The 26399-nt window shown below is 70.4% G+C and carries 21 protein-coding genes; 5 read left to right on the top strand and 16 right to left on the bottom strand.

Features of this window, described 5'->3' with window-relative positions; all coding sequences use genetic code 11:
* The first annotated feature begins 90 nt into the window (after positions 1-90).
* Both ACM26Y_RS10275 and ACM26Y_RS10270 read left to right on the top strand, forming a co-directional pair.
* The gene (locus ACM26Y_RS10275; protein ID WP_416063371.1) at positions 91-2862 is read left to right on the top strand and encodes a cation-transporting P-type ATPase; all 2772 of its coding nucleotides are present in this window, start codon (positions 91-93) and stop codon (positions 2860-2862) included.
* A 6-nt stretch (positions 2863-2868) separates the two neighbouring features.
* Positions 2869-4521, top strand: coding sequence for a cation:proton antiporter (locus ACM26Y_RS10270; RefSeq protein ID WP_416063370.1), 1653 nt, complete (start codon positions 2869-2871; stop codon positions 4519-4521).
* Positions 4522-4727: 206 nt separating this feature from the next.
* Here the strand turns inward: ACM26Y_RS10270 and ACM26Y_RS10265 are convergent, their stop codons facing one another.
* The 13 genes from ACM26Y_RS10265 to ACM26Y_RS10205 form a co-directional block, all read right to left on the bottom strand.
* Complete coding sequence (locus tag ACM26Y_RS10265; RefSeq protein WP_416063369.1) at positions 4728-7724, bottom strand: UPF0182 family protein; 2997 nt, start codon at positions 7722-7724, stop codon at positions 4728-4730.
* A 140-nt stretch (positions 7725-7864) separates the two neighbouring features.
* Positions 7865-9091 carry a Na+/H+ antiporter NhaA gene (gene nhaA, locus ACM26Y_RS10260; RefSeq protein WP_289381722.1) on the bottom strand — a complete coding sequence of 409 codons (1227 nt, stop codon included), beginning with the start codon at positions 9089-9091 and terminating at the stop codon, positions 7865-7867.
* Between the two features lie 181 nt (positions 9092-9272).
* The gene (locus ACM26Y_RS10255) at positions 9273-9716 is read right to left on the bottom strand and encodes a hypothetical protein (protein WP_416063368.1); all 444 of its coding nucleotides are present in this window, start codon (positions 9714-9716) and stop codon (positions 9273-9275) included.
* A gap of 115 nt (positions 9717-9831) precedes the next feature.
* Entirely contained in the window at positions 9832-10701 is an 870-nt protein-coding gene (gene mutM / locus ACM26Y_RS10250; RefSeq protein WP_010592786.1) for a bifunctional DNA-formamidopyrimidine glycosylase/DNA-(apurinic or apyrimidinic site) lyase, read from the bottom strand.
* A gap of 6 nt (positions 10702-10707) precedes the next feature.
* Positions 10708-11469 carry a ribonuclease III gene (gene rnc / locus ACM26Y_RS10245; protein ID WP_054374642.1) on the bottom strand — a complete coding sequence of 254 codons (762 nt, stop codon included), beginning with the start codon at positions 11467-11469 and terminating at the stop codon, positions 10708-10710.
* A gap of 19 nt (positions 11470-11488) precedes the next feature.
* Complete coding sequence (rpmF, locus tag ACM26Y_RS10240; protein WP_003939052.1) at positions 11489-11671, bottom strand: 50S ribosomal protein L32; 183 nt, start codon at positions 11669-11671, stop codon at positions 11489-11491.
* Positions 11672-11673: 2 nt separating this feature from the next.
* Positions 11674-12288, bottom strand: a complete 615-nt coding sequence (locus ACM26Y_RS10235) for a YceD family protein (RefSeq protein ID WP_003939053.1) — start codon at positions 12286-12288, stop codon at positions 11674-11676.
* Between the two features lie 126 nt (positions 12289-12414).
* Positions 12415-13176: a DivIVA domain-containing protein gene (locus tag ACM26Y_RS10230; RefSeq protein WP_003939054.1), complete on the bottom strand. Its 762-nt coding sequence runs from the start codon at positions 13174-13176 to the stop codon at positions 12415-12417.
* 182 nt (positions 13177-13358) lie between these two features.
* On the bottom strand, positions 13359-13853 hold the full coding sequence (gene coaD, locus ACM26Y_RS10225) for a pantetheine-phosphate adenylyltransferase (protein WP_003939055.1): 495 nt from the start codon (positions 13851-13853) through the stop codon (positions 13359-13361).
* Positions 13850-14479, bottom strand: coding sequence for a 16S rRNA (guanine(966)-N(2))-methyltransferase RsmD (gene rsmD / locus ACM26Y_RS10220; protein WP_274521228.1), 630 nt, complete (start codon positions 14477-14479; stop codon positions 13850-13852). Before rsmD ends, coaD begins: the two co-directional genes overlap by 4 nt.
* Positions 14439-17837: a pyruvate carboxylase gene (locus ACM26Y_RS10215; protein ID WP_416063367.1), complete on the bottom strand. Its 3399-nt coding sequence runs from the start codon at positions 17835-17837 to the stop codon at positions 14439-14441. Before ACM26Y_RS10215 ends, rsmD begins: the two co-directional genes overlap by 41 nt.
* A gap of 184 nt (positions 17838-18021) precedes the next feature.
* Entirely contained in the window at positions 18022-20319 is a 2298-nt protein-coding gene (recG, locus tag ACM26Y_RS10210; protein ID WP_371383121.1) for an ATP-dependent DNA helicase RecG, read from the bottom strand.
* Positions 20320-20378: 59 nt separating this feature from the next.
* Complete coding sequence (locus ACM26Y_RS10205) at positions 20379-22007, bottom strand: DAK2 domain-containing protein (RefSeq protein WP_416063366.1); 1629 nt, start codon at positions 22005-22007, stop codon at positions 20379-20381.
* A gap of 196 nt (positions 22008-22203) precedes the next feature.
* Between ACM26Y_RS10205 and rpmB the strand changes: the two genes are divergently transcribed.
* Both rpmB and ACM26Y_RS10195 read left to right on the top strand, forming a co-directional pair.
* Positions 22204-22395, top strand: coding sequence for a 50S ribosomal protein L28 (rpmB, locus tag ACM26Y_RS10200; protein ID WP_003939060.1), 192 nt, complete (start codon positions 22204-22206; stop codon positions 22393-22395).
* Positions 22396-22619: 224 nt separating this feature from the next.
* Positions 22620-23411: an enoyl-CoA hydratase-related protein gene (locus tag ACM26Y_RS10195; RefSeq protein ID WP_416063365.1), complete on the top strand. Its 792-nt coding sequence runs from the start codon at positions 22620-22622 to the stop codon at positions 23409-23411.
* Positions 23412-23422: 11 nt separating this feature from the next.
* Here ACM26Y_RS10195 and ACM26Y_RS10190 read toward each other — a convergent pair whose 3' ends face one another.
* From ACM26Y_RS10190 to ACM26Y_RS10180, 3 genes are read right to left on the bottom strand one after another with little or no spacing between them, the layout of a single operon-like run.
* Positions 23423-24100 carry a uracil-DNA glycosylase gene (locus ACM26Y_RS10190; protein ID WP_416063364.1) on the bottom strand — a complete coding sequence of 226 codons (678 nt, stop codon included), beginning with the start codon at positions 24098-24100 and terminating at the stop codon, positions 23423-23425.
* An 18-nt stretch (positions 24101-24118) separates the two neighbouring features.
* A complete protein-coding gene (locus ACM26Y_RS10185) occupies positions 24119-24640 on the bottom strand; it encodes a gamma carbonic anhydrase family protein (protein ID WP_003939063.1) in 522 nt (173 codons plus the stop codon).
* A gap of 10 nt (positions 24641-24650) precedes the next feature.
* Positions 24651-25718 (bottom strand): thiamine-phosphate kinase, encoded by a 1068-nt coding sequence (locus ACM26Y_RS10180; protein WP_416063652.1) that lies wholly within the window; start codon positions 25716-25718, stop codon positions 24651-24653.
* A gap of 42 nt (positions 25719-25760) precedes the next feature.
* Between ACM26Y_RS10180 and ACM26Y_RS10175 the strand changes: the two genes are divergently transcribed.
* Complete coding sequence (locus tag ACM26Y_RS10175; RefSeq protein ID WP_416063363.1) at positions 25761-26378, top strand: DUF3515 domain-containing protein; 618 nt, start codon at positions 25761-25763, stop codon at positions 26376-26378.
* The last annotated feature ends 21 nt before the right edge of the window (positions 26379-26399 follow it).

The following is a 26399-nucleotide window of genomic DNA, read 5'->3' as shown; positions in this document are numbered from 1 at the left end:
GTCGACGACCGCCTGCTCTGCATCCGGCGTGCCGGACCGAGCCTGGTTGCTGCTCTCGTCATCCCCGCAATCGATGCCGGAGGTCGCGTGATGGTTGCACCCCTCGATTCCTCGCCCATCGACACTCACCACGACCTGTCGGCCCACGAGGTCGTGCTCCTGCACGAGACCGATCCACATCGCGGCCTCGACGCGGACGAGGCCATCCACAGACTGGCTCGCTTCGGGCCCAACGTCCTGCCGGCGGCGTCGGGCCACGGGTTGCTGCGGCGGATTCTGCGCCAGTTCCACAATCCCCTCATCTATGTCCTGTTGTCCGCGGCGGCGATCACGCTGTGGCTGGACAAATACGTCGACTCGGCGGTCATCCTCGCGGTCGTGCTGGTCAATGCCACCGTCGGCTTCGTCCAGGAGTCCAAGGCCGAGGCGGCGCTCGACGCACTCCGGTCCATGGTGCGCACACAGACACGTGTGATCCGCGGCGGCCGCCAGCAGACCCTGCCGTCGGACGACCTCGTACCCGGTGATCTCGTCGTCCTCGAGGCCGGCGACAAGGTTCCCGCGGACCTGCGCCTGATCCGCGTGGCCGAACTGCAGGTCGACGAGTCCGCGCTGACCGGGGAGTCCGTCCCGGTGCTCAAGGACGAGGTGGTCCTTCCGCGCGCCACCGCCGTGGCGGATCGCCGCAACATGGTGCATTCGGGCACGTTGGTCACCGCCGGGACAGGCGCCGGGATCACCGTCGCGACCGGTGACCGGACCGAACTCGGGGAGATCCATCGCCTCGTCGGGGCGGCGGACGTGCTGGCCACGCCGCTCACCGCCAAACTGACCTCGTTCAGCAGGGTTCTGACCGTGGCGATCGTCGTACTGGCGGCGGCGACCTTCGCGATCGGTCTCGTCCGCGGTCAGGACGCGCCGGAAACGTTCACCGCCGCGGTGGCGCTCGCGGTTGGTGCGATCCCCGAAGGACTCCCGGCGGTCGTCACCATCACCATGGCCATCGGCGTGGCGCGAATGGCCCGGCGCCGAGCGGTGATCCGTCGCCTACCCGCCGTGGAAACGCTCGGCAGCACGACCGTTATCTGTTCGGACAAGACGGGAACTCTCACCGCGAACCAGATGACCGTGCGCCACCTGTGGACGATGCACTCCCTGTACACGGTGACCGGATCGGGATACGCGCCCGAAGGCGCCGTCCACGATCCCACCGGATCCGTCGCGCCGACCGATTCGGACGAGGCCCTGCGGTGGACGATCGTCGCGGGTGCCGGATGCAACGACGCCCACCTCGACCGGCAGGACGGCCGGTGGTCCGTCGTCGGTGATCCCACCGAGGCCGCGATGCTCGTTGTGGCGGGCAAGGCCGGCCTCGGGCCCGACGCGGTCCGCGCCGAACATCCCCGTGTCGGCACCATCCCGTTCAGTTCCGAACGCCAGTTCATGGCGACACTGCACGCCGGGTCGCACCCGAGTGAGCGGATCGTGCTCGCAAAGGGTGCCGTCGAGCGGATTCTCGAACGGTGCCGCTACGCCATGGGTCCCGACGGCGGCCTTCTTCCCCTGGACCGGGACTCGGTCCACCGGGCCGTCGAGGACTTGGCGCGGCAGGGGTTGCGCGTGCTGGCCACGGCCGTCCGCACGATCGATGCGGAGGCGGTGTTCGACCTGCCGGTCGTCTCGGACGAGATGGTGTTCACCGGCCTGCACGCGATGCTCGACCCGCCCCGGCAGGCTGCCGTGGACGCCGTGCACGTGTGCCACGTCGCCGGCATCGCGGTCAAGATGATCACCGGCGACCATGCGGCCACCGCAGCGGCGATCGCGCGGCAACTCGGGCTGATCGGCGAGGCCGACGACGGCCTGGTGCTCACCGGACAGGATCTCGACGCGATCCCTGTCGAGGAACTCGCGGAGGCGGTCGGCCGGGCGAGGGTGTTCGCACGGGTCTCCCCCGAACAGAGGCTCCGGTTGGTCGGGGCCCTGCAGGAACGCGGCCACGTCGTCGCCATGACGGGTGACGGCGTCAACGACGCTCCCGCCCTGCGGCAGGCCGACATCGGGGTGGCCATGGGACATGGCGGAACGGAGGTCGCCAAGGAGGCCGCCGACATGGTGCTCACCGACGACGACTTCGCCACCATCGAGGCCGCCGTCGAGGAAGGACGCGGCGTCTTCGACAACCTCACGAAGTTCATCGTGTGGGTACTCCCCACCAGCCTCGGGCAGGGCCTGGTCATCCTCGCCGCCATCGTCTTCGGGACGACCCTGCCGATCCTGCCCACGCAGATCCTGTGGATCAACATGACGACCGCCGTCGCGCTGGGTCTCATGCTGGCTTTCGAGCCGAAGGAACCCGACACGATGTCCCGGCCCCCGCGGGACCCCACTCGCCCGCTGCTGACCGGTGCGCTCGTCACCCGGATCCTGCTGGTGTCCGGGCTCATCGTGGGCGGCGCGTGGTGGCTGTTCGAGTGGGAGTTGGGCAACGGCGCCGACGTCGACGAGGCACGCACCTCGGCCGTCAATCTCGTCGTGGCGGTGGAGCTGTTCTACCTCTTCAGCTGCCGCTCGCTCACGTCGTCGGTGTGGCGGATCGGGTTCTTCGGCAACCGGTGGATCCTCGTCGGGGTGTTCGTCCAGACGCTCGCGCAGCTGGCCATCACCTATGTACCCGCCATGAACACGCTCTTCCAGACCGCGCCGATCGACGCCGGCGCATGGCTGCGCATTGTCGGCCTCGCCACGCTGGCGGTGCTCGTCGTCGCCGTCGACAAGTCCCTGCGCGCCCGGACCGCACGAGGGACCACGACACCCCGCCAGAGACGCGGTCCCGTCGCCGCACCGACCGTGAGTAGGTGACCCGCCGTGGACGTGCACTCCTTCCCGCTCGTCGCCGCGATCCTCGCCCTCGCTGCGCTGGCAGGGCTGCTCGCGACGCGGCTGCGGCAGCCGATGATCGTCGCGTTCATCGGCGTCGGCATCCTCGTCGGTCCGACCGGTACGGGGTGGGTCGTCGCGGACAGCACCGTCGAGTTGCTGGCCCGGATGGGAATCGCGATTTTGCTGTTCCTGGTAGGGCTCAAGCTCGACCTCCACCTCGTTCGCACCACCGGTCCCGTGGCACTCGCCACCGGGCTCGGGCAGGTCCTGTTCACCTCGGTGGTCGGCTACCTCATCGCGCTGGCGCTCGGCATGGATTCGGTATCGGCGATGTATGTGGCCGTCGCCCTGACCTTCTCGTCGACGATCATCATCGTCAAGCTGCTGTCGGACAAGCGCGAGCTCGAGCAGTTGCACGGCCGCATCGCCGTGGGCTTCCTCATCGTCCAGGACATCGTGGTCGTGCTGGTGATGATCGTCCTCACCGCCTTCGGCCAGTCGACGGACGACCACGTCGCCGTCGGGGTCGCACTCGTGCTCGTCAAGGGGCTCGGGTTGCTCGCCGGCATCGTCGTGCTGATGCGCTACGTCCTGCCGTGGCTGCTCGGCCACGTCGCGCGTTCCCAGGAACTACTGGTGCTCTTCGGTGTCGCATATGCGGTCTCGGTTGCTGCCTTCAGCGAGTGGCTGGGCTTCAGTTCCGAAGTGGGTGCCTTCCTCGCCGGTGTGTCGCTGGCGAGCACGCCGTACCGCGACGCCCTCGGCGCCCGCATGGTGAGCCTGCGGGACTTCCTGCTGCTGTTCTTCTTCCTCGATCTGGGCGCCCGGCTCGACTTCACGGACGCCGGGCAACAGATCGTGCCCGCCATCGTCTTCTCGGTCTTCGTACTGGTCGGCAACCCGTTGATCGTCGTGGCGATCATGTCCTTCATGCGGTACCCGGTGCGGGTGGGCTTCCTCGCCGGTCTCACGGTGGCGCAGATCTCCGAGTTCTCGTTGATCCTGGCGGCACTCGGGCTGAGCCTGGGGCACATCACGAACGCGACGGTCAGCCTGATCACCGTCGTCGGCGTGGTCACGATCGGGGGATCGACCTACCTGATCCTGTACTCGCACCGGATCTACGAGCGCCTCGCGGGCGGTCTGCGTCTCTTCGAGCGTTCCGACGTCCGCCGTGTCGCTCTCGACGGGCCCGATGCCGACGTCGACGGCATCGTCTACGGGCTGGGCCGGTTCGGTGGGCACCTCGCCGATCGGCTGAGCGAGACCGACCAGCGCGTGCTCGCGGTGGACTTCGATCCGCACCGCGTGTCGACCAACCGTCGGCTCGGCATCACGGCTGTCTACGGCAGCGCCGAGGACGCACACTTCCTCGAAACCCTCCCTCTGTCGACCGCGCGGTACGTGATCAGCACGATCCCTGTCCTGGAGACGAATCTCGCGCTCCTGCACGGACTGCGTCACCACGGGTTTCGCGGCAAGGTCGCCGTCACCGCCCACGGCAGCCACGACTCCGAGCGGCTCCGCGACGCCGGCGCCGACCTTGTGGTCGACCCCTTCGCGCTGGCGGCCACCACCACGACCGATGCACTGGACCAGCTCGTGGAGGTCGCCGACCCCGAAAGGTCAGACGACTGACCGGCGCACTGCGCGGTACGCGGAGGAGCACCGGGCGCACGTCCAGGTGGACCCGCTGCGTGGTGCCGAGCGCTTGCCCGACTACGACGGCGAGGCGGATCACCCTGGCACGGCTACCGCTTTTCTGCCGGGACGCGACCGAAATCCCGCGGTCTCGGGACGGAGCTTGCGGTGCCGGACGGTCCCCGACATCGGCCACGTGAACTTCAGTTGAGGCTTCCCCCAGCCGCCAGGAAGTTGTCGACGGCGCGTTGGAGCCGGTCGAGCGCAGCGCCGTACGACGTGAAGTCGCCCGTGCGCTGGGCTTCGCGCAGATCCGCCAGGGCATTGTTCAGTTCGACGACGGCAGCGGTCAGCTGTTCCGGGGTCGGCTCCGCTGGCGCGGTGGTCGGCGGCACCGCAGCGCCTTCCTCGGGCGGCGGTGCGGTCGCAGCAGGATCCGGCGCGGTCGCGGCGTCACCGCCGGGTGCGGTTGCCACCCGGCCCGTTCCCGCACCGAAGACCTGGTCGAGTGCCTCGGCGAGGGTGGGTGCGTACCCGACGCGGACGCCGCCGGCGCTGGGTTCGCGATAGCTGACCAGCACCCGCGACAACTGCGGGAACGTCGAGCCGTCGGCGGTGCTGGTGAGACGCTCGGTGAACAGGGGCTCGACGTAGAGCACCCCGCCGTCCGCGATCGGCAGCGTCAGCAGATTGCCGTAGTGGATCCGGTTGGACCGCTCAAGCAGGGTGCGTTCGGAGGCCACCCGGGTGTCGGAGATCATCGAGTTCTGGGTTTGCTGCGGACCCTGGGTCTGCGTGTCGGTCGGCAGCTGCAGCACCTCCATCCGGCCGTAGTTGTCCGGGTCGGAGTCCACCGAGATGTAGGCGGAGAGGAATTCCCGGTTGAACCCGACCATTGCGCTGGCCAGACGGAAGGACGGTTCCGCGTTCTCGCGGTCACCGACCAGCACGTAGTACGGCGGCTGAGACCCCACGGCCTCGGAGGTGGGGTCGCTGGGAACGGACCAGAACGCATTGTTGGTGAAGAATTCCCGTGGGTCGTCGACGTGGTACTTCGCGAGCCGCTCCCGCTGGAGACCGAAGAGGTCCTCCGGGTATCGGAAGTGGGCGCGCAGTTCCGGGCTGATCGATTCCGGCGGTTGCACGGCCTCAGGGAAGGCGCCCATCCACGCCACGAGGACCGGGTCGTTCGTGTCCACCTGGTATAGGGTGACGGTGCCGTCGTAGGCATCCACCGTGGCCTTGACCGAGTTCCTGATGTAGGAGACGGCCTCACCCGGCAACAGCCGGCCCGTATCGGTGAGGCCGGCGCCGGGCAGCGCGCCGGACTGGGAGTACGGGTAGTGCGCGAGGGTGGTGTAGCCGTCGACGATCCAGACGATCCGGCCGTCCACGACCGCAGGGTACGGATTGCCGTCGGTGCGCAGCCACGGCGCGACCCGCTCCACGCGGGTCTTCGGATCACGATCGAAGATGATCTTCGAATCCACCCCGATGGCGCCGGAGAACAGAATGTTGCGCTCGCCGTAGCGCACCGCGAAGGCCAGCCGGTTGATCCAGTTCCCGATCGGCACTCCCCCGCTTCCGGTGTAGGTGTACTGGGAGGTGTCCGTGTCGTACTCGCGCGGCGTCGCGCCGGCGGGCCCACCGACGATCGCGTAGTCCGGGTCCGACGCCGCGATCAGTTCACCGAAGTAGATGCGCGGTTGTTCGACCGGGATCAGTTGCCTGCCGGAGGCCTGGGAAGCGATGTCGCTGACGGTGTAGATGGGGTAACCGCTGTCGCTTCCGCTGCCGGCCGCGGCCGCGTCTCGTACGGCGGCGTTGACCCGGTTCGCCGGCGCCGCCACGAATCCGTTGCCGTGGGTGTAGACGGTGTGCCGGTTGATCCACTGGGTCTGATTGCCGCTCAGGCTGTCCGGGGACAGTTCCCGTGCGGCGACGATGTAGTCACCGACCTTCCCATCGATGGTGTACCGGTCGATGTCCAGCTGCGGAGTGAACCCGTAGAAGTTCTTCAGCTGCTGTTGCTGGGTGAAGGTCCTGGATAGCACGTTCGGGTCCAGCAGCCGGGCGTTGGCGATCGTGGTGACGTCGGCCGGGATCTCCCGGGGTGGCCGGGTTCCGACCCCGGGATAGTCGAGGTACTCGACGCGATCGGCCTCGATCCCGTATGCCTGTCTGGTCGCGGCGATGTTGCGCTCGATGTACGGGCTCTCACGATCGGCGGCGTTCGGGCGCACCGAGAACTGCTCCGTGAGTGCCGGGAAGATACCGCCGACGACGATCGACGACAGGACCAGGAGCGCGGTCGCCATCAACGGCACCCGCAGGTCGTCCAGCAGGATCGAGGCGAAGAACGCCGCCGCGCAGAGCACCGCGATCGCCACCAGGATCAGGCGCGCCGGCAGGACCGCGTTGATGTCGGTGAACCCCGCCCCGGTGAACGTCGGTTCCTTCCGGCCGCTCCACAACAGCTCGTACCGATCGAACCAGTATGCGACCGCCTTGAGCGCGATGAAACTCCCGGAGAAAACCGCGATCTGGATCCGGGCCGCGCGCGTCGTCGCGCCGGTGGTGCCGCGCCGAGTGCCGGAGCCGGTCACGAAGGGCACCCGGAGTCCGCCGAAGAGAAAGTGGGTGGCCGTGCAGAGCACGAGTGCCAGGAACAGCGCGAGGAACGCCCACGTCAGCAGGAGCCGGTAGAAGGGCAGGTCGAAGACGTAGAACCCGATGTCGTGCCCGAACTCGGCGTCGGTGCTTCCGAATGCTCCGCCGTGGAGGAAGAGCTGCACCCTGGCCCACTGGCTCTGTGCGCTCAGGCCGAAGAACAGTCCCAGCAGCAGCGGGATGCCGATCGCGTACAGTTTCGGGCGCCGCAGGACCATGATCCGGTATCGCTCGATCGGATCGTCCGGACCGGTGGCGAACAGGGGCCGCGATCGGTACGCCCACACCGTCGCTCCGAAGAGCAGCCCCGTCACCACGAGCGTCACCACGGCGAACAGCACCAGCCGGGTCACGAGGACGGTGCCCCACACGTCCCGGTAGCCGACCTCTCCGAACCAGAGCCAGTCGGTGTACAGCGCCACCAGGCGAGGTCCGGCGACGAGCAGAGCGAAGAGGACCAGAAACGCGACGAGCGCCCGATACGCCCGGCGGGGTAGGACGCGTGCGGGTTCGGAGGGATGCACGTCCACCTCCGATCACCCGCGTACACCGCGGTGCCCGGGGCGACGCCGGAGCGGGTGCCGCCGCGATGTCCGTCCGTCCATTCTAGGCGGGGGCGATCACCCCGCCCAGGAAACCGACGACCCCTGCCACGCGACCCGGCGGAGCCTCAGCGCTGGTAGACGTCCGGGATGCCGTCGTGATCCGCGTCGACGGTCTCGAGTTCGGCGATCCTGCGGTAGGCCCGGTTCCGGGAGCGGAGCACCACCGAGGCGGCGAGTGCCGCCGTGAGGGAGCCGACGAGGACGGCAACCTTGATGTGGTCGGCCGCGACGGTGCCGGCGCCGTACGCGAGATCCCCGATCAGCAGAGAGACGGTGAAGCCGATGCCGCCGAGCAGTGCGACCCCGAGCACGTCCAGCCAGCTCAGACCCTCGTCCAGGTGGGCGCGGGTGAACCGCGCCATCAGGTAGGTGACGCCGAAGATCCCGACGACCTTGCCGAGCACGAGGCCCGCGACGACACCGATCGAGATCGGGTCGCGGAGCGCCTCACCCAGGCCGTCGAGGCCCCCGATCGTCACGCCGGCGGCGAAGAACGCGAAGATCGGGACAGCCACCCCGGCCGACAGTGGCCGGAGGCGATGTTCGAACTGCTCGGCCATGGCTTCCGTGCCGGTGCGGGTCCGGCGGGCGACCGGCACGGTGAACCCGAGCAGGACGCCGGCCACGGTGGCGTGCACGCCGGATTCGTGGACGAGGAACCACGTGAGCGCCGCCAGCGGCACCAGGAGCCACCAGAACCGGATGCCGCGCTGCACCGCGAGCGCGAAGGCGAGCAGCGGCAGCAGCGCCAGTCCGAGGTACACGAAGTCGAGGTCGTCGGTGTAGAACACCGCGATCACGGTGACAGCGAGCAGGTCGTCGACGACGGCGAGCGTGAGCAGGAAGGTACGCAGGGCGGCCGGGAGGTGTGTGCCGATGACGGCCAGGATGGCCACGGCGAAGGCGATGTCGGTGGCGGTGGGCACGGCCCACCCCGCCAGCGCGTCCCCTCCGCCGCGCAGATTCACCGCGACGAACACGACGGCGGGAACCGCCATTCCCCCCACCGCGGCGGTGATCGGCACCGCTGCACGACGTAGATCGCGCAGGTCGCCGGCGACGAACTCGCGCTTGAGTTCCAAGCCGACGACGAAGAAGAAGATGGCCAGCAGACCGTCGGCCGCCCACGTCCCGAGCGAGAGGTCCAGATGCAGGGCGGACGGGCCCACCGTCGTGTCACGAAGGCTGTGGTAGGCGTCGGACCACGGCGTGTTGGCCCAGACCAGGGCCACGAGCGCGCCGATGAGCAGCAGGACACCGCCGACCGTCTCCTTGCGGAGAATCTCGGTCACCCGCTTGGATTCCTCCCACGATCCACGTGAGAGCAACGGCAGGCGGGAGAAGGGTGTCGTCATCGATCGTCCTCGGATTTCGGGTAGCGGTCATCGTCTGCCGACCAGACTTCCCGGCGCACCGGATCCACCGTATCCCACCCCGGGCCCCCGATTCGAGCGGAGACAATCGGGCGGCCCGTCACGGGGACGGATAGGTACTGATGGAGACCAGCGTCCCGTCGCCGCCCGACGAGACCGAGATGGAGGCGCCCTCACCTTCCTTCCTGATCGTGAGACTCGTGCTGTACGGAGTGATGCTCTCGGAGACCGTCTGCCACTCCTCCCGGTCCACGAAGTCGAGGTAGAAGGCGCCGACCTGTTCGATCGGGTCGGAGGTCGTCAGGACGGTCGAGCCGATCGATCGGCTGACGAGTGTCGACGGCTGATAGGCCGGGATCCCACCCGTCGCCTCGGTGACCTGCGGCTCGGTGCCCGGCTGCCCGGGTTCGGAACCGGCCGTCCCGGTCGGTGGGGTCGTCTCCGGGGCTGCCTCGGTGGTCGTCTGCGCCGACTCGCTCGGGTAGGTGTCGTCGGTGCCGCAGCCGCCGACCGCGAGTGCCACCGTCAGCGCTGCCGCAGCCACGGGCACGGCTCTCCTCCATGTTCGCATGTGCGTCCTCCTCCGCCGCTCCCACTGTGCCTGCCCGGAGCGGGATCGTGAGGCGGATTCGCTGCTTCGACTCGGAGGTGGGCGGAGCTCAGACTCGCCGCGCGCTCCGGGGCGGCGGCTGACACGTCGGGCAACTGAACGACGAGCGGTTCATGAACTTCTCGCGCCGCACCGGCGTACCGCACCGCGGGCACGGCAGGTTCTCCTGGCCGTAGACGTTCAGCGACCGATCGAAGTACCCGGACTCACCGTTGACGTTGACGTAGAGGGCATCGAACGAGGTGCCACCCTTCGCGAGTGCCTCGCCCATCACGTCGCGGGCCGCATCGAGCAGCCGGCGCAGGGTCGGTCCCCCGAGCCGATCGGCTGCGCGGTTGCCGTGTACGCCGGCCCGCCACAGCGATTCGTCGGCGTAGATGTTGCCGATGCCCGAGACGACGGTCTGGTCGAGGAGGAGGCGCTTGATCTCGGAGTGCTTGCCGCGCAGCACCTTCACCACGGCGGCCGCATCGAACGCTGGGTCCAGGGGGTCGCGGGCGATGTGTGCGACGGGTTCCGGCAGGACGGCGCCGTCGACCTCGACGAGCGGGGCCAGGGCCCAGCCTCCGAAGGTGCGCTGGTCCACGAACCGCAGATCGGTGCCGTTGTCGAGAACGGCGCGGATGCGCAGGTGCTTCTCGTCCGGCACCGCAGGCGGCTGGACCAGCATCTGTCCGCTCATCCCGAGATGCACGACCAGCGCGACGTCGGCGGGCTCAAGGACGAGCCACAGGTACTTGCCGCGACGCTGGACGGCGGCGACGGCCTGCCCGGTCAGCCGCAACGCGAGATCCCGCGGGCCGGGTTCGTGGCGGCGCACCGCACGCGGGTGCAGCACCTGGACGGACTCGATGGTGGCGCCCCGGACGTGCGCGTCCAGGCCGCGGCGGACGACCTCGACCTCGGGCAGTTCGGGCACGCCGGGTCAGTTCTGGTCGGCCGCGGCGCCGGTGGGGGCGGCGTCGCTGTCGGACAGGCTCTGCCAGGCCGCGGCGGCGGCCTTCTGCTCGGCTTCCTTCTTCGTGCGTCCCACGCCGACACCACGAGCGTCGCCCGCGACGATGACCGTCGCGGTGAATTCCTTGTCGTGGTCCGGGCCGGTGGCGGTGATCTCGTACGCCGGCACGCCCACGCCGCGTTCCGCGGTCAGTTCCTGCAGGCTCGTCTTCCAGTCGAGGCCGGCGCCGAGGCGCGGTCCGCGCTCCAGGAGTTCGGCGAACAGGCGCAGCACGACGGTGCGCGCGACGTCGATGCCGTGCTGCAGGTGGACGGCACCGAGCAGCGACTCCATGCCGTCCGCGAGGATGCTGGGCTTGTCGCGGCCACCGGTGAGTTCCTCACCCTTGCCGAGCAGCAGGTGCGGACCGAGGCCCCCCTCACCGAGGGATCGCGCGACCTCCGCGAGGGCGTGCATGTTCACCACCGAAGCCCGGATCTTCGCGAGTTCACCCTCGGACTTGTCCGGGTGCGACAGGTACAGCTTCTCGGTGACGGTGAGGCCCAGGACGGCGTCGCCGAGGAACTCGAGACGCTCGTTGGTCGGCAGGCCGCCGTTCTCGTACGCGTAGGAGCGGTGCGTGAGCGCAAGCGTCAGCAGCTCCGGATCCACATCGACACCGAGGGCGGCGAGAAGGGACGCGTGTTCCCCTTCGCCGCCCTCGGATGCGGTGGTCGAATCGCTCGTCACGATGTCTCAGATTCGAGAACTAGACGGCGGCGGTCACCTGACGGCCGTTGTAGGTGCCGCACGACGGGCACGCCACGTGCGGCAGCTTCTTCTCGCCGCAGCCGCGGTTCGGGCAGGTGACGAGCGTCGGCGCAGTGGTGTTCCACTGGCTCCGCCGCGACCGGGTGTTCGAACGCGACATTCTGCGCTTGGGGACGGCCACGTCTACTTCTCCTCGTTGTTCTTGCTGTCGGATGCACTGCTGGGTTCTTCGGAGCCTGCGCCGAAAGCGGCTGCCAACCCAGCCCAGCGAGGATCCATTCTCTCATGCCCGTGCCCGGATTCCGCAATCGCCAGGCGAATGCCGCATTCGGGGCACAGTCCCGCGCAGTCGTCACTACACAACGGCCGCAGCGGAAGTTCCAGTCCGACGGTGTCGACGATGACCGGCTCGAGGTCGATCGTGTCGTCCACCAGGCGGTAGACCTCGTCCTCGTCGGTGGTCTGCTCCGTGACGCTGTTCGGGTAGGCGAACAGCTCCGTCAGGTACAACTCCACCGAGTCCTCGAAGGGCTCGAGGCAGCGCGAGCACTCGCCGACTGTATCGGCACGCACGGTCCCGGTGACGAGGACCCCCTCCGAGACCGCCTCCAACCGGAGGTCGAGTTCCACATCCGTGCCTTCCTCGATCGCGATTGCGTCGAGTCCGATCCGCACCGGCGCGGGTACCACTTCGTGGACGGTGCGCATGGAACCCGGACGGCGGCCGAGCGAGAGTACGTCCAGCACGAGACCCGAATCCCGGTCGGGATGCTGGGAGCTGTGACGGCGGGCAGACACGGGAATGCTTCTTCCTCTTTCCAGGTGGCGGATGCCGCGGAACGGCTGGGCAACCACTCCACGATACGCGACGGAGCCGGGCACAACGAAATCGCCCCCGAACCCCCCGCGCGGACGCCGGAAGCGTCAGCGGCGCCGCTCGGACCGGCGTTCGGCCTCCGTGTAGTCGGGCACCCCGGCGCCCGTTCGCAACTGCTGCCGGCCGCGACCCACCGACCGCAGGGTCGTTCCGAGCACGTCCTCGAACTCGGCGAGCTTGGAATCGACGTACTCGTCGCATTCCGATCGCAACCGATCCGACTCGGCATGCGCGGCGTCGATGACCCGGGCCGACTCGGCGTGCGCGGCCTGCACGACCTCCGTCTTCGACACCAGCCGAGCCTGCTCGGCCTCGCCGTCGGCGACCGACCGCTCGTACGAGGCCTTGCCTGCCTCGATCATGCGGTCGGCCTCGGCCTGCGCGCGGGCCGTCACGGACTCGTACTGCTCCTTGGCGTCGGCGATCGTGTCGTCGGCCTCGGCCTGGGCATCGCGCACCAGATCGTCGGCGTGGGCGCGGGCCTCCTGCACCATCCGGTCCGCCTGCGCCTTCGCGTCGGCGAGCATGCGGTCCGCGTCCGCGCGGGCGTTGTCGAGAGTCTCGCGGGCTTCCGCGTCGGCGTCCGCGACCGTCTTGTCGGCCTGGGTCCGCGCGTCACCGATGAGCTTGTCACGATGGTCCAGGACGTCCTGCGCGTCGTCCAGTTCCGCGGGCAACGCGTCGCGGACGTCGTCGAGCAGATCCAGTACGTCGCCGCGCGGGACCACGCAGCTCGCGGTCATCGGGACACTGCGTGCTTCCTCGACGATCGCGACCAGCTCGTCGAGTGCCTCGAATACCCGGTACACGCCCAACCCCAATCGTCGTCCCGGCGCGGCCGGTGCGACCGCCGCCGGATGCAAGTCTGCCGCAGGTACCGACCGAGTCGGGCATCGCGCACCCGGTGTGTCGGCAATCGAACGGCGGGACCGGCCCCGCTCGGCCAGCGCTGCGCGGCTGGGCCCGATCAGCGCTGCGCGGCTGGGTCCGATCAGCGCTGCGCGGCTGTGCGCTCCGCGATTCGCGCGAGGAGCCGCTTGTGCACCGTCGCCGGAAGCATGTCCGCGACGTCGCCGCCGTAGGTGGCGACCTCCTTGACGAGCGAACTCGACAGGTAGCTGTAGGCCGGATTGGTCGCGACGAAGAGGGTGTCGACGCCGGTGAGCTTGTGGTTCATCTGCGCCATCTGCAGCTCGTAGTCGAAGTCGTTGGCACCGCGCAGGCCCTTGACGATGGCGGTGATCCCGTGGGCACGTGCGTAGTCCACCAACAGGCCCTGCCAGGAGTCGACGCGCACGTTGCCGAGATGCGCGGTGGCTTCGGTGAGCATCTCGATGCGCTCGGGGACCGTGAACATTCCCTGCTTGTTGGGGTTGATCACGACGGTCACCGTCACTTCGTCGAACTGCACAGCAGTCCGCGAGATGACGTCGAGATGGCCGTTGGTCACGGGATCGAACGAACCGGGGCAGACCGCACTGCTCATGAGTCCGAACCGTAGCAGGTGGCGATCTCGATCCGGGTCTCACCGTACTTGCGGACGCGTTCCGGTTCGAGGGCGTCCGGCCACACCGTTTCCGGCGAGCGGGAGGAGCGCTCGAGCACCACCACGGAACCCTCCCCCACCCAGCCCCCGTCGACCAAGCCGGCGAGCATCGCGGTCACCGCCTGCTCGGTCACCGCATACGGCGGATCTGCGAGCACCAGGTCGTAGACCCGGTCCGGGGCACCGCCGAGCACCGCAGCCACCGGCGCCGCCCGCAACACCGCAGGCAGCCCGAGTTCGCCGATGTTCCGGCGGATCACCGCGGCGGCCTGCGCGTCGGACTCGACGAGCAGGGCATGGGTGGCGCCCCGGGACAACGCCTCGAGGCCGAGCGCGCCGGAGCCGGCGTACAGGTCCAGCACCGACGCGCCCTCGAGCTCCATCCGGGCCGTGAGGGAGCTGAACAGCGCCTCCCGGACCCGCTCCGAGGTGGGCCGGGTGCCGCGGGGCGGCACCTTCAGGCGCCGCCCCCCGGCCCGGCCGGCCACGATCCGGGTCATCGCACCGTCCCGGAGAACCGTCCGATCACTCCGCGCTCGCCTCGGACACGACGACCAGCAGGTCACCGCCTTCCACCTGGGACACGCCGCCGAGGGCGACACGGGTGACGGTGCCGCCGCGCGGCGCGGTGATCGCGGCCTCCATCTTCATCGCCTCGATGGTGGCGACGGTGTCGCCGGCGGCGACCCGGTCACCTTCGGCGACCAGGAGGGTCACGGCGCCGGCGAACGGTGCGGCGACGTGCCCGGGGTTGGTGCGGTCGGCCTTCTCCGCGGCCGGAACCTCGCTGGCGACGGACTTGTCGCGCACCGACACCGGACGCAACTGCCCGTTGAGGATGCACATCACCGTCCGGAAGCCGCGCTCGTCCGGCTCCGAGATCGCCTCGAGCCCGATCAGCAGTTCGACGCCCTTGTCCAGGCGCACCCGGTGCTCCTCCCCGCGCCGCAGCCCGTAGAAGAACTGGTTGGCCGACAGCTCCGAGGTGTCGCCGTAGCGGTCCCGGTGCTCGAGGAACGCCTGGGTCGGGCCGGGGAACAGCAGCCGGTTCAAGGTGGCGCGGCGCTCGGTGGAGGTGTCGTCGAGGGCCTTCTCGTCCTCGGACGTCAGCGGCACCTCGGCCTTGGGGGCACCGCGGCCCTCGAGGGCCTTGGAGCGGAACGGCTCGGGCCACCCGCCGGGCGGGGTGCCGAGCTCGCCGCGCAGGAATCCGACCACCGAGTCCGGGATGTCGAAGCGGGACGGGTCGGCCGCGAACTCCTCGCTGGCGACGCCGGAGCCCACCAGGTGCAGAGCCAGGTCGCCGACCACCTTCGACGAGGGAGTGACCTTGACCAGCCGACCGAGCATCCGGTCGGCGGCGGCGTACTTGGCTTCGACCTCTTCGAATCGGTCACCCAGGCCCAGCGCGATGGCCTGCTGCCGCAGATTCGACAGCTGCCCGCCGGGGATTTCGTGGGTGTAGACCCGGCCCGTGGGGGCGGGCAGACCCGACTCGAACGGCGCGTACACCTTGCGCAGCGCCTCCCAGTACGGCTCGAGGTCACATACCGCCTGCAGGTCGAGGCCGGTGTCGTGCTCCGAGTGGGCCGCCGCGGCGACGATCGCCGACAGCGCGGGCTGGCTGGTGGTGCCGGCCAGTGCGGCGGACGCGCCGTCGACGGCGTCGGCGCCGGCCTGCCATGCCGCGAGGTACGTCGCGAGCTGGCCGCCGGGGGTGTCGTGGGTGTGCACGTGGACCGGCAGGTCGAAGTTGCTGCGCAGCGCCGAGACCAGGGTGGCGGCCGCGGGGGCGCGCAGCAACCCGGCCATGTCCTTGATCGCCAGCACGTGGGCCCCGGCCTCGACGATCTGCTCCGCCAGGCGCAGGTAGTAGTCGAGGGTGTAGAGCGTCTCGCCGGGATCCGACAGGTCCCCGGTGTAGGACATCGCGACCTCGGCCAGGGCGGTGCCGGTCTCGCGGACCGCGTCGATCGCCGGCCGCATCTGGTCGACGTTGTTCAGCGCGTCGAAGATGCGGAAGATGTCGATGCCGGTGTCGGTGGCCTCCCGCACGAACGCGCGCGTGACCACCTCCGGGTACGGGGTGTAGCCGACCGTGTTGCGCCCGCGCAGCAGCATCTGCAGGTTGATGTTGGGGACGGCCTCGCGCAGCGCCGCGAGCCGCTCCCACGGATCCTCGTGCAAAAAGCGCAGCGCGACGTCGTAGGTGGCACCGCCCCACGCCTCGATCGACAGCAGTTGCGGGGTCATCCGCGCGACGTGACCGGCGACGGTGAGCAGGTCCTTGCTGCGCACGCGGGTCGCGAGCAGCGACTGGTGCGCATCGCGGAAGGTGGTGTCGGTGACGGCGAGGGCCTTCTGCTCGCGCAGCGCCTTCGCGAAGCCGTCCGGGCCGAGGGCGAGCAGACGCTGCCGCGAGCCTTCCGGCGGGGCGGCGTCGAGGTCGATCTTCGGCAGCTTGTCGTGCGGGTACACCGTCGTCGGGCGCTCGCCGTGCGGCTTGTTCACCGTCACGTCGGCCAGGTACTCGACGATCTTGGTGCCGCGGTCCGCGGACGTCTTGGCGGTCAGCAACTGGGGGCGCTCGTCGATGAACGACGTGGTGACGTTGCCGGCCCGGAAGTCCGGATCGTCGAGTACGGCCTGCAGGAAGGGGATGTTCGTCGACACGCCGCGGATGCGGAACTCGGTGACCGCGCGGCGGGCACGGGCGACGGCGGTGGGCAGGTCGCGGCCGCGCGCCGTGAGCTTGACCAGCATCGAGTCGAAGTGAGCGGAGACCTCGGCACCGACGGAGGTGCCGCCGTCGAGGCGGATCCCGGCGCCGCCGGGCGTGCGGTAGGCACTGATGCGGCCGGTGTCGGGCCGGAATCCGTTGGCCGGATCCTCGGTAGTGATGCGGCACTGCAGCGCCGCCCCGCGGATGGCGACCTTGTCCTGCGACAGGCCCAGGTCGGTCAGCGACTCGCCGGAGGCGATGCGCAGCTGCGCCTGCACGAGGTCGACGTCGGTGATCTCCTCGGTGACGGTGTGCTCGACCTGGATACGCGGGTTCATCTCGATGAAGACGTGGTTGCCGCGCGAATCGAGGAGGAACTCCACGGTGCCGGCACAGCTGTACCCGATCTGCTTCGCGAAGGCGACGGCGTCCGCGCAGATCCGCTCCCGCAGCTCGGGCGCGAGGTTCGGTGCCGGGGCCAGCTCGATGACCTTCTGGTGGCGGCGCTGCAGCGAGCAGTCCCGCTCGAACAGATGCATGACGTTGCCCTGGGTGTCGGCCAGGATCTGCACCTCGATGTGCCGGGGATCGACCACGGCCTGCTCGAGGAACACCGTGGGATCGCCGAACGCCGCGTCCGCCTCGCGGGACGCCGCCTCGATCGCCTCGCGCAGCGCCGCCGGCTCGGCGACGCGCCGCATCCCGCGGCCACCGCCGCCGGCGACGGCCTTGACGAAGATCGGGAACTCCATCGACTCCGCCGCCTCGAGCAGCTCCTCGAGGTCCGCCGACGGCTCGGACGACGCCAGCACCGGCAGGCCGGCCGCCTTCGCCGCGGCGATCGCCCGGGCCTTGTTCCCGGTCAGCTCCAGCACGTGCGCCGACGGACCGATGAAGGTGATCCCTTCCGCCGCACACGCCGCCGCCAGATCCGGGTTCTCGGACAGGAAGCCGTAGCCGGGGTAGACGGCGTCGGCCCCGGCCTTCTTCGCGGCGGCGACGATCTCCGCCACGGACAGGTACGCACGGACCGGATGCCCCTGCTCCCCGATCTGGTAGGCCTCGTCGGCCTTGAGCCGGTGCAGGGAATTGCGGTCCTCGTACGGAAACACCGCGACGGTCCCGGCACCCAGTTCGTAGGCGGCACGGAATGCGCGGATCGCGATCTCGCCTCGGTTGGCGACAAGCACTTTGGAGAACATTGGACGACGGTACCGCGACGAAACACTCCGTTCGGCGCCCGCGTCCCAGATCGTGGGACGGACGGCAGTCTTTGTCCGACTGAAACGATGCAGGTCGAGAGATCCTTAACGCGCCGGAAACACGGAGGACGGGTCCGCCGTCACCTCACGCGGGCGCGGCCCTCGATGTGCGCGAAACGTAACCTCACGACTTCTCGAGGTACGCGACCCGTTCGGTGTCGAGCGCGGCCGAGACCATGCGGGCCAGACCGGGATGCTCCTCGAGCCGTGGATCCCGGTCGGTCACCGCCCGCGCGAAGGCCTGCGCGGCCGAGATGACCTCGACGTCGTCGACGAGCGAGAGCATCCGCAGCGTCGACGTGGTGCCCGACTGGGCGACGCCGAGCACGTCGCCCTCACGACGCTGCTGCAGGTCCAGCTGAGCGAGCGCGAATCCGTCGGTGGTCGCGGCGACGGCCTCGAGTCGGGCCATGGCGGGCGCGCCCGGCTTGGAATCGGTCACCAGCAGGCAGAGCCCGGCATGTCCGCCCCGGCCCACCCGGCCGCGGAGCTGATGCAACTGGCTGACCCCGAAGCGGTCGGCATCCACGATGACCATCACCGTCGCGTTGGGCACATCCACGCCCACTTCGACGACGGTGGTGCACACCAGCACGTCGATGTCGCCCGCGGCGAAGTCGCGCATCACCGCGTCCTTCTCGTCGGCGGGCAGGCGCCCGTGCAGCAGCCCGACCCGCAGGTGAGCGAGCGGCCCGCCGGCGAGCTCGTCGAACTGCTGGAGCACCGACTTCGTCTCGGGAGGCGCGCCCTTTCCCCTGCGCCCACCGGTCGTCTCCGCCTCGTCGACGTCGACGAGGTCGGCGTCCTCGTCGCTGTCGCCGTCGCCGATGCGCGAGCACACCACATACGCCTGCCGGCCCGCCGCGACCTCCTCGCCGATGCGTTCCCATGCGCGCGCCACCCAGCTCGGATGCACCTTCGCCGGCACGACCCGGCTGGTGATGGGCGACCGGCCGCGAGGCAGTTCCCGCAATGTGGACACCTCGAGGTCGCCGAGAACGGTCATCGCGATGGTGCGCGGGATCGGGGTCGCCGTCATCACCAGCACGTGCGGGCTGGCACCGTCGCGGCCGCGGTTGCGCAGCACGTCGCGCTGCTCCACCCCGAAGCGGTGTTGTTCGTCGACGACGACGAGACCGAGGTCGTGGAACTCCACACCCTGCTGGATCAGCGCGTGGGTGCCGATCACGAGACCGGATTCGCCGCTCACGACGTCGAGCAGGGCCTGCCGTTTGCGGGCCGTGCCCATCGATCCCGTCACGAGGGTGACCTTCGTGGCCAGCTCGTGGGCGCCGAGTTCGCCCGCCGCGGCGAGGTCGCCGAGCATCTTCGTCAGCGACCGCGCATGCTGGGCGGCGAGGACCTCGGTCGGAGCGAGCAGCGCGCACTGGTGCCCCGCGTCGATGACCTGCAGCATGGCCCGCAGCGCCACGATCGTCTTGCCCGAACCGACCTCGCCCTGCAGCAACCGGTTCATCGGATGGTCGCCGGCGAGATCGGCCGCGATCTCGTCGGCGACGGCGAGCTGGCCGGCGGTCAGCTCGAACGGCAGCCGGCGATCGAACTCGTCGGCGATACCGCCGCTGCGGCGCGGGCACGCCGGGGCGGTGCGCACCGCGACGTCGTGGCGGCGCCGGGCGAGCACGAGCTGCACCGCCGCGGCCTCGTCGAAACGCAGGCGCTCGCGGGCGGCGGTGACGTCGTCCCGGTCGTCGGGCAGGTGGATGCGGCGCAGCGCCTCGTCCAGCCCGATCAGACCGTGCTCGCGCCGCACCCAGTCGGGCAGCGGGTCGTCGACGGTCTCGAGCTGGTCGAGGATCTGCCGCACGCATCGCATTACGGTCCACGATTCGACGTCGCGGGTGGCGGGATACATGGGGATGAGAGCCCGGTCGAAGATTGACATGTCTATGCCGCCGTCGCCCTGGGCGCTGCGGGCCATCCCCGCGAGGGCGCCGGCGCCGCGGACCCGGGCGGGCCGCAGGGCCGCACCGCCGATCTCGGGGCCGCGGGGCTCGGGCAGGATGATGTAGCTCGGGTGGGCCAGGCTCCACTTGTCGCGGAAGTACTTGACGGTGCCGGAGAACATGCCGCGCACCCCGGGCTTGATGTTGTACTTGACCTTGTGCGGGTTGAAGAAGGTCACGTCGATCTTCTGCCGGTCCGATTCGAGCACGACAGCGAGACGGGTACCGGGGCGGCTCTTCATCCGCACCTCGTCGGCCTTGGCCACCCGCGCGATGATCGTCACGTGCTGGCCCTCGACCGGTTGCGCGTCGCCGAGTTCGGCGCCCTGGGTGGCGTACCGGTGGGGGTAGTGGCGCAGCAGGTCCTCGACGGTGGTCATGCCGAACGACTCGGCGAGTGCATCCGCGGTCTTGCGGCCGAGAAGATGATCGAGTCGGTCCGCGAGTGTCGCCACTGCCGTCCTCTCCGCTCCGATCGACACCGGCGTCCGGTGTCCGACTGTTCCTGTGCCGGCTATTCCACGCCGAGCTGCAGCAGGTCGCTGCGCTGCCCTCCGTGGTACACCAGCACCTCCACCTCGGGGTGGCGGTCGTTGACGTGCCGGGTCAGCTGTTCGGCGAGTCCGTCGGGGGCGTCGAGGCCGACGAGCATCGTCACGAGCTCTCCGCCCGCGGCGAGCACCTTGTCGAGCAGCGACGCTCCCGCCGTCACCAGATCATGCTCGATGACTACGACATCGTGACCGGACAGGCCCAGGCTGTGCCCCGGCTCGCAGGTTCCCACCCACGTCAGGGCGCGTTCGTTCGCGATGCGCAACGAGCCCCACCGCGTCGCCGCGGCCGCCTCGGACATGGCGAAGGCGTCGTCGGCGGAATCGCGGCCCGGGTCGTGCACCGCGAGCGACGCCAGCCCCTGCACCATCGACGAGCAGGGCAGGAACATCACCTCACGCCGGTGGTCGCGAGCCGCCGCACCCACGGCGACGAGTTCCTGGGCGGGGAGCGCACCGTTGGGCAGGACCATCACGTCGCGGCTGCCCAGCCGGCGGATCGCATCGAGCAGATGCCGGCGGGTGATCGGATCGTCCGCTCGCACGATCGCCGCACCCTCGGCTTCGAACAGCTCGGCTGCTCCGTCGCCGGCCACGACGGCAAGCACCGAGCGGGTTCCGGCACCGGAACCGACCGGATGGACGCCGATCCGCTGCTGGGCCTCCAGCGCGAAGCACGTGACGGTGACCTGGTGCAGGCGCCCGGCCTCCAGGCCCGCCTCGACGGCGGCGCCCGCGTCGCAGCAGTGCACGTGCACGGACCAGGTGCCGGCGCCGTCACCGACCACGGCCACCGAGTCCCCCAGCGCGTCGAGGCGGGTTCGCAGGACGTCCATGCGGGTGGTGTCGGAGTCCTCGACGAAGTACATGACCTCGAAGTCCTGGCCGTCGTCGCGGAGGCCGTGCCCGACGTGCCGGGCGGGGGCGCCGGGCCGCGACGTCGCGATCGGCGCCCGGTCCGGACGCCGGCCGGAGACCGTCTCGACGAACGCGTCGAGCAGCAGGAGCAGACCGAGCCCACCGGCATCGACGACCCCGGCCTCGGCCAGCACGTCGAGCTGTGCCGTGGTGCGTTGCACGGCCTCGGCGGCGGCGTCGGCGGCTGCGGTCGCCACCGTCACGAGCGAACCGGACCCGCCGGCGGCGTGCGCGCCGTCGGCGGCCGCGTGCAGCACACTGACGATCGTGCCCTCGGCGGGGCAGCTCAGGGCACCGGTAACGAGGTCGGCGGCATGACACAAGGCACGTCCGAGTTCGGTGGCGTCGACCACGACGGCGCCGTCGAGGGCGTCGGCCAGGCCCCGCAGCATCTGGGCGAGGATGACCCCGGAGTTGCCGCGGGCGCCGTGGAACGCGCCGCGCGCCAAGGCGCCGACGATCGTGGCGACATCGTCGGCGTCGGCCGCGGAGGTGTCGAGTTCCGCTGCCGCGGAGCGCAGGGTGACGAGCAGGTTGGTGCCGGTATCGCCGTCGGGGACGGGGAAGACGTTGAGGCTGTTGATCTCGTCGCGGCGCTCGGCGAGGACCCGCAACCCCAGATCCACCCACCTGCGCAGGGCGGTCCCGTCGACTGCCTCCCCGACCTCGAGCACCTGCTTCCCCCTCTTCGACCACCACGCAACGGTGACGCAAGGGTAACGGTGTGCCCGCCGGACGGCCGGTTTGGCCATTGCCACCCCCACCCGCTACGCTTGCAGGGTTGCCTCGCACGGGTGGCGGACGCCTTCTCGTGTTCGCAGGCCGACGAAGACACGAAAATATCCACTACTCACCAAGGAGTTCGCGACTATGGCTGCCGTCTGCGACGTATGCGCCAAGGGCCCCGGCTTCGGTAAGTCGGTCTCGCACTCGCACCGGCGTACCAACCGTCGTTGGAACCCGAACATCCAGAGCGTTCGCGCTCAGGTTGCCCCGGGCAACACGCGCAAGGTCAACGTGTGCACCTCCTGCCTCAAGGCAGGCAAGGTCGTCCGCGGCTGATACCCGGTTCGACGAGGCCCCGGCGTTGCGACGCCGGGGCCTCGTCGTGTTCGGTCCCCGTCGCGAAGGACTCGCATGCACTGTCGCGACGGACTCGCATCGACAGCCGCGACGGACTCGCATGCACCGTCGCGAAGGACTCGCATGCACCGTCGCGAAGGACTCGCATGCACCGTCGGGACGGGGCTCGCACCGCCCCTGGGGGCGACCGGTAGGGTGCCCGGGTGACCGAATCAGTACTGTCCCACGTCCGTATCGAGGACGGCGTGCTGCGCATCGCCGTGGCGACCGCCGAGCGTGGCACCTCCCTCTCCCCCACGGGCATGACCCAGGGCATCGAGGCCCTGCGAACCGCCGGAGCCGAGGTCGGCGCCGTCCTGCTCGTCGGTGAGGGCGCCAACTTCTGCGCGGGCGGCGACGTCCGTGCGTTCGCCACCGCGCCGGACCGCGGCGAGTTCGTCGGCGACGTCGCACGCCTGTTCCATGACTTCGTCCGGGCCCTCGACGCGGCTCGCATGCCCGTGGTGGCCGCGGTCCAGGGCTGGGCGGCGGGCGCGGGCATGAGCATCGTGCTGCACGCCGACATCGCGCTCGGCGGTCCCTCGACGAAGCTGCGTCCGGCGTACCCGTCGATCGGGTTCACACCCGACGGCGGGATGTCGTGGACCCTGCCACGCATCGTGGGGGTCGCCCGCGCGCGGGAGATCATCCTGACCGACTGTGTCCTGAACGCCGACGAGGCCGTGCGACTCGGGGTGCTCAGCCGCCTCGTCGCCGACGACGAGGTGCAGGGCGAGGCGATGCGGGTGGCTCGCACCCTCGCGAACGGTCCCACCGCCGCCTACGCCGGCATCCGGCGACTGGTGGCCGATTCCATGGGACGGTCGTTGTCCGAGCAGCTCGACGCGGAGGCCGACGCGATCTCCGCGGCGGCCACCACCCCCACGGGTATCGAGGGTGTCGACGCGTTCGTCGAGAAGCGGCGTCCCGACTTCGAGTCGATCGACCGGGGCTGAACCGCACCCGGTCAGGCCAGGCGCCAGTCCACCGGGTCCCCGCCCTGATCGGCCAGCAGCGCGTTCGCACGGCTGAAGGGGCGGGACCCGAAGAACCCGCGGGAGGCCGACAACGGGGACGGGTGCGCCGACTTCACGGTGGGCACGTCGCCGAGCATCGGCTCGAGTGTGGCCGCGTCCCGACCCCACAGGATCGCGACGAGCGGCGCCGTACGCGCGACGAGCGCCCGGATCGCCTGCTCGGTCACGCGCTCCCAGCCTTTGCCCCGGTGCGACGCGGGCTGCCCCGGCTGCACCGTCAGGACGCGGTTGAGCAGCAGCACCCCCTGTGCCGACCACGGCGTGAGGTCGCCGTTCGGTGGTGTCGGCAGGCCGAGGTCGTCGCTGTACTCGCGGTAGATGTTGGCCAGGCTGCGCGGCACCGGTCGTACGTCCGGTGCGACGGAAAAGCTCAGCCCGACGGCGTGCCCCGGCGTCGGGTACGGGTCCTGGCCGACGACGAGGACCTTCACCCGGTCGAACGGCTGGGTGAAGGCTCGCAGCACATTCGCGCCGGCAGGCAGGTAGCCGCGTCCGGCGGCGTTCTCGGCGCGCAGGAAGTCACCCATCGCGGCGATGTCGTCGGCGACGGGGGCCAGTGCCCGCGCCCAGCCCTCCTCGACGATCTCCGGCAGGGGTCGTGCAGCCATCGGTGGTGACCGGTCCTTCTAGTCGATCCGCCGCAGCGCGCCGCGGTAGTACTCGGCGTTCGCCGCGTACATCTTGGCGTTGGCATCGATGTGCCCCTCCGGCACCTCGTATCCGTCCCGGACCTTCGCCGGCACACCCATCGCCATCGAGCGCGGCGGGACTTGGAAGCGGGGGGCCACGAGCGCGCCGGCCGCGACGATCGCCCCGTCGCCGACGACGGAGCCGTTGAGCACGAGCGAGCCGGAACCGATCAGGCAGCCGTCGCCGATGGTGGAGCCCTCGATGTGGGCGTTGTGGCCGACGACGGTTCCCGCGCCGATGACGGTGGCGTCCACGGCGGTGCAGTGGATGATCGTCCCGTCCTGGATGTTGCTCTCGGCGCCGACGACGATCCGGCCGTAGTCGCCGCGCAGGACCGCGGTGGGCCACACCGAGGCGCGGGCACCGAGGGTGACGTCGCCGATGACCACCGCATCGGGATGGACCCAGGCGTCGGGATGGATATCGGGCACACGGTCGCCGAGCGCATACACAGCCATGTCCTGAAACCTATCTCGAGAAGCTCTGCCAGCCGCCGGGACCCGGCCGGTCGTGACCGTCGACGGTGACGCCGCCGCCCGCACGCACCGTGCCGACGGGACGCCAGCCCGTGGGGAGCGGCGCGTCCGGTGGAAAGCACGCGGCCAGGGCGTGGTCCTCGCCGCCGGTGAGCACCCACTCCCACACGTCGGCGCCGAGGTCCGCGGCGGCGGACCGCAGCCCGGGGCCGGGCTCGAGCAGTTCGCGCGAGACGTCGATCGCGACGCCGGACGCGGCGGCGATGTGCCCGAGGTCGGCGAGCAGGCCGTCGGAGATGTCGGTCGCGGCATGGGCACCGGCGGCGGCTGCGGCGGGGCCCGCGGCGTACGGGGGCGACGGCACCTTGTGGGCAGCCACCAGGTCCGGGTGACCGGCGAGTCCGGCAGTGAGGACGGCCAGTCCGGCGGCGGAACGCCCGGTGGAACCGGCCAGCGCGACGATGTCGCCGGGTCGGGCCGCGGACCGCAGGAGGGGCGCGTTCCCCCCGAGGTCGCCGAGGACGGTCACCGCGACGATCAGTTGCGACGCCTGCACCAGGTCGCCGCCGACGACGCCGGCGCCGAGCGCCTCCGCGGCCTCGCCGATGCCGGCGGAGACGCCGTCGAGCACGCCGACCGGGGTGTCCGGTGGGCAGCCGAGACCGACGAGGAAGGCGGTGGGGCGGGCGCCCATCGCCGCGACGTCGGCACCGTTCTGGGCAACGGCTTTGCGTCCGACCTCGTGCGGCGTCGACCAGTCGAGCCGGAAGTGCCGGCCCTCGACGAGCATGTCGGTGGAGACCGCGACCCGTCCGTCGGCGGCGGCGACGAGGGCCGCGTCGTGCCCCGGCCCGACGAGGGTGGTGGGAGGCTGGCGGCGTCCGGCGACCGCGCGGTCGATCACGGGGAACTCGCCGAGGTCGGCGACGGTAGGACCGGTACGGGGGGCCCCTGGCGAGACACCGGGCACTGGAGAGACACCGGGCACTGGAGAGACTTCGGGCACTGGGACGCTGCGCTCCCGTTCGTAGGTCGGAGGGCCACCGGCTTCGGCGGACACGGTAGTTTCGACCACGCTACCGTTCCCGATTCCCGAGAGACGATGACCGAGCCGACGCCCTCCCCCGACCCCCATCCCGTTCCCGACGGCACTTCCCCCGACGGCACTTCCGGTGACGACGAGCACCGCCGCAGCCCCGCGCTGGTCGCCACGGCCGTCGCGCTGCCGGTGGCACTGCTGATCGGCATCGTGGTGGCGGCGGTGCTGGCGAATCGCACCCCGGAACTGGCGCCCGTGGCGCTCGGACCGGTGGTGGCGCCGCAGGCCGAGTCACCGGAGTGCGCGGCACTGCTGGAGTCGCTGCCCGAGGAGGTCGGCGACCTCCGCCGCGCCGAGCTGACGGACCCGGCCCCCGCGGGCGCCGCGGCGTGGCAGCCCGTCGAGGGCGAGCCGGTGGTGCTGCGATGCGGGCTGGAGCGGCCCGCGGAGTTCGATCAGGCGGCGGCGCTGCAGGTGGTCGACGGCGTCCAATGGTTCGAGGTGTCCGGCGCCGCGGAGGGCATCGACGCGAGCACGTGGTTCGTCGTGGACCGGCCGGTGTACGTGGCGCTGACGGTGCCCAACGGTTCGGGCCCGACTCCGCTGCAGACGGTTTCGGCGACGATCACGCAGTCGCTGCCCCAGCAGCCGATCGATCCCGCGCCGGTCGCCGGCGGCTGACGCGGCCGGCGACCCACGGGA

Origin of the sequence: Rhodococcus indonesiensis (assembly GCF_047782815.1) — a bacterium.
Classification (GTDB): Bacteria; Actinomycetota; Actinomycetes; order Mycobacteriales; family Mycobacteriaceae; genus Rhodococcus; species Rhodococcus indonesiensis.
This window is presented reverse-complemented; position numbering and strand designations above follow the sequence as displayed.